Genomic DNA, 3,168 nt, shown 5'->3' on the forward strand with positions numbered 1-3,168 from the left:
AGCGGTAGTCGATTTCGCCGGTGCCGGGTTCGGTGCGCGAGGGTGGCGAAGCGAACTGGATGTGACCAATCTTCGCCCAGTGCCGGCGCAGCTTGGCGATGAGGTCGCCCTCCTCCACCTGCACGTGGTAGCAGTCGAACATGATGCGCAGCGATCCGAGCCCCATTCGGTCGATTATGTCGGCCGCGCGCTCCACGCTGTTCAGGATGTAGCCTGGGCGATCGCGGCTGTTCAGCGGCTCGATGAGCAGGGGGACGCCGGTGCCTTCCGCGCGCCGCACGGCCGCCTCGAGGTTGGCGAGATAGGTGCGCCAAGCTTCCGCCTTCGGGATGCTGCCCGCCAGCCCGCCCATCACGTGTACGGCGCACCGATCAAAGGCGACCGCGTATTCCAGCGCCTGGCCGACGCTGGCGAGGAACTCCTGCTCGCGTCCTGGCAACGCGGCCAGGCCCCAGTCCGCCGCGCCGCCATGCGCAGTGTTGATGCCCACCATCGCAAGCCCGTTCTCGCGCAGCAGCTGCGCAACTTCGCTCGCGGCATGCTCGTAGGGAAACCAGCATTCGACCGCGTCGAAGCCTGCCCTGCGCGCCGCCGCGAAGCGGGCCTTGAACGGCAGCTCCTGGAACAGGATGGAGAGATTGGCGGAAAACCTGGGCATGGCGTTCAGGCGGTGGCGGGGTCGGCGCGGAACAGGCGCGCGTCCATCCGCTTCAGGTTAGGGCTGACCGCGATTTCGAAGGCGATCGCGGACTTCACCGCGTCGATCTCCACGCCCGGTGCAATCTCGATGAGCTCCAGACCGCTCGCGGTCAGGCGGAACACGGCACGCTCCGTGATGTACATGACGACCTGGCCCTTGCGCACCGCCGTCGGGCCGTGAAAATTCACCTGCTTGATCTTCGGCAGAAATTTGCGGTGCCGGCCGTCGCGGGCGATCTCCAGCCGCACTTCCGGCTCCTGCACGATGCGGATGTCGGACTGCCCCGCCGTCAGTTCACCGCAGAACAGGACCTTCTTCGCGCGGTGCGAGATGTCCACGAAGCCGCCGGGGCCGCGCAGGTTGCCCTGGAAGTCGCCCACGTTGACGCTGCCGTCGGCCCGGATCTCGGCGAAGCCGAGGCCGGCCACGTCCAACCCTCCGCCGTGATAGAAGTCGAAGACCTCCATCGAATCCAGGATGCAGTCCGGGTTGAAGTGGGCGCCGAAGGCGCCCGTCTTCTTGGGCGAGCCCAGGGCCGGCATTCCGCCGAGGCCGCCGTGCTCGGTGCTGAAGTGGAAGGGACCTTCGAGGTCCTCCTCCTGCACGATTGCAGGAATGCCCGAGGCCATGCCCACGCCCAGGTTGATCACGTCGCCTGGCTGCAGCTCCATCGTGGCGCGCCGCGCGACGATCTTGCGCACGTCCAGCGGCAGCGGCTCCAGCTTCGGGTTCTCGGTGCGCAGTTGGCCTGTGAGCGTCGGATCGTGGCCGCCCAGCTGGGTCTGGATCGCGTCGGGGTCCACAACCACGTGGTCCACCCAGATGCCCGGCACCGCGACCATGCGCGGGTTGATCGAGCCGCCCAGCACCTTGTGCTTCACCACCGCGATGACGATGCCACCGGAGTTGCGCGCGGCCATCGCCTGGTACTTGATGCCGACGTCGACCGGCTCACCTTCCATCGAGATGTTGCCGGCCGGATCCGCCGAAGTGCCGCGGATGATCGCGACGTGCACGGGGAAGGTCCGGTAGAACAGGTACGGCTTGCCATCCAGTTCCATGCGCCGCACCAAGTCGGAGGGCGGCGTCGCGTCGTTCACCTCGGTTCTGCCCGCTCCCTCGGCCTCGGGATCCGCATAGGTGTTCATGCCGACCTCGGTGAAGAAGCCGGGCGAGCCGGTGGCCTGCTCGCGCAGTACCTTGAAGAGGCAACCCATGGGGAAGGAGTACGCTTCCATCTTCCCGCTGCTCGCCAACTCCGCGAAGCGCGGCGAGTCACGGTGGCTGAAGGTGGCGGTGATCACCCGCTTGACCATCCCCTCGTGGGCGAGGTGCTCCACGCCGGTCTTCGGCTCGGACTTCCAGCCCTGCCGGTTGGGCAGGAACATGGTCAGGTCCCTCGGCGCGGCCTCCGCTTCAAAGCGCTCGCCGAGCGCCTTCAGCACCGCTTCCGGAACCGCCATGGAGACCATGCCGCCCACCACCACGGTGGCGCCGGACGGCACGGTCGCGGCCGCTTCCGCGGCCGTGATGAACTTGCTTGCTCGCACTGTGGCTATCGATCCTTATTCGACCTTGGCGCCGGAGATCTGGACGACCTTGCCGAGGTCCACGATTTCCTTGCTGATGAAGGAGGCGAATTCGTCCGGCGTGCCGTTCATGGGCACCGCGCCAAGATCGGCCAGCTTGCGGCGTGTCTCCGGCTCCGCCAGGATGGACTTCATGGCGGTGTTGATCTTCGTCACCGCTTCCTGCGGGGTGCCGCGCGGCGCCACCAGCCCGATCCAGATCCGGATCTCGTAGCCGGGAATGAACTCCGCTATAGCCGGGATGTTCGGGTACCGCGGGCTGCGCGCCTGCGTCGTCACGCCCAGCGCGCGCACCTTGCCACCGTCGATGAGCGACGCCACTTCCGAGATGCCGCCGAAGTAGGCCTGCACGCGGTTGCCCATGACGTCCACCAGCGCCGCGCTGCCTTGCTTGTAGGGGACGTGCACCATCTTGCCCTTGGCCATGCTGTTGAACAGTGCGCCGGCCAGATGCTGCGAGGTGCCGCTCCCGCCGGAGCCGTAGTTGATCTCGGGATTGCCGCTCCGGGCCAGGGCGATGAACTCGCGCATGTCCCTCGCGGGCAGGTCGTTGTTGACCACCAGCATGTTGGGCACGGTGGCCACCGGGCTCACCGCCACGAAGTCCTTCTCCAGGTTGTACGTGAGGTTCTTGTACAAGCTCGGATTGGTCGCATGCGTGTTGGAGATCATCAGCAGCGTGTACCCGTCGGCCGGCTGCTTGGCTGCATGAGCGGCGCCAATGTTGGCGGCGGCGCCGCCGCGGTTCTCCACCACCACCGGCTGCCCGAAGGAATCGCGCAGGCGGTCCGCCACCATGCGCGCGATGATGTCCGTGTTGCCACCGGAGGAGAAGGGCACCACCAGCGTGATCGGGCGATTGGGCCAGTTCTGGGCCAA

General features: G+C 66.9%; 3 protein-coding genes. All 3 read right to left on the reverse strand.

Translation table 11 applies throughout. From position 1 onward, the window contains the following. Window positions 1–658: hydroxypyruvate isomerase family protein (locus VFM98_RS09480; protein ID WP_325109676.1), on the reverse strand; the 658-nt coding region annotated here is incomplete at its 3' end. A 5-nt stretch (window positions 659–663) separates the two neighbouring features. Then, the gene (locus VFM98_RS09485) at window positions 664–2,250 is read right to left on the reverse strand and encodes a CoA-transferase (protein WP_325109677.1); all 1,587 of its coding nucleotides are present in this window, start codon (window positions 2,248–2,250) and stop codon (window positions 664–666) included. Window positions 2,251–2,265: 15 nt separating this feature from the next. Further along, window positions 2,266–3,168: tripartite tricarboxylate transporter substrate binding protein (locus VFM98_RS09490; protein WP_325109678.1), on the reverse strand; the 903-nt coding region annotated here is incomplete at its 5' end.

The organism is Ramlibacter sp. (assembly GCF_035706265.1).
In the GTDB taxonomy this organism is placed as follows: Bacteria; Pseudomonadota; Gammaproteobacteria; order Burkholderiales; family Burkholderiaceae_C; genus Ramlibacter.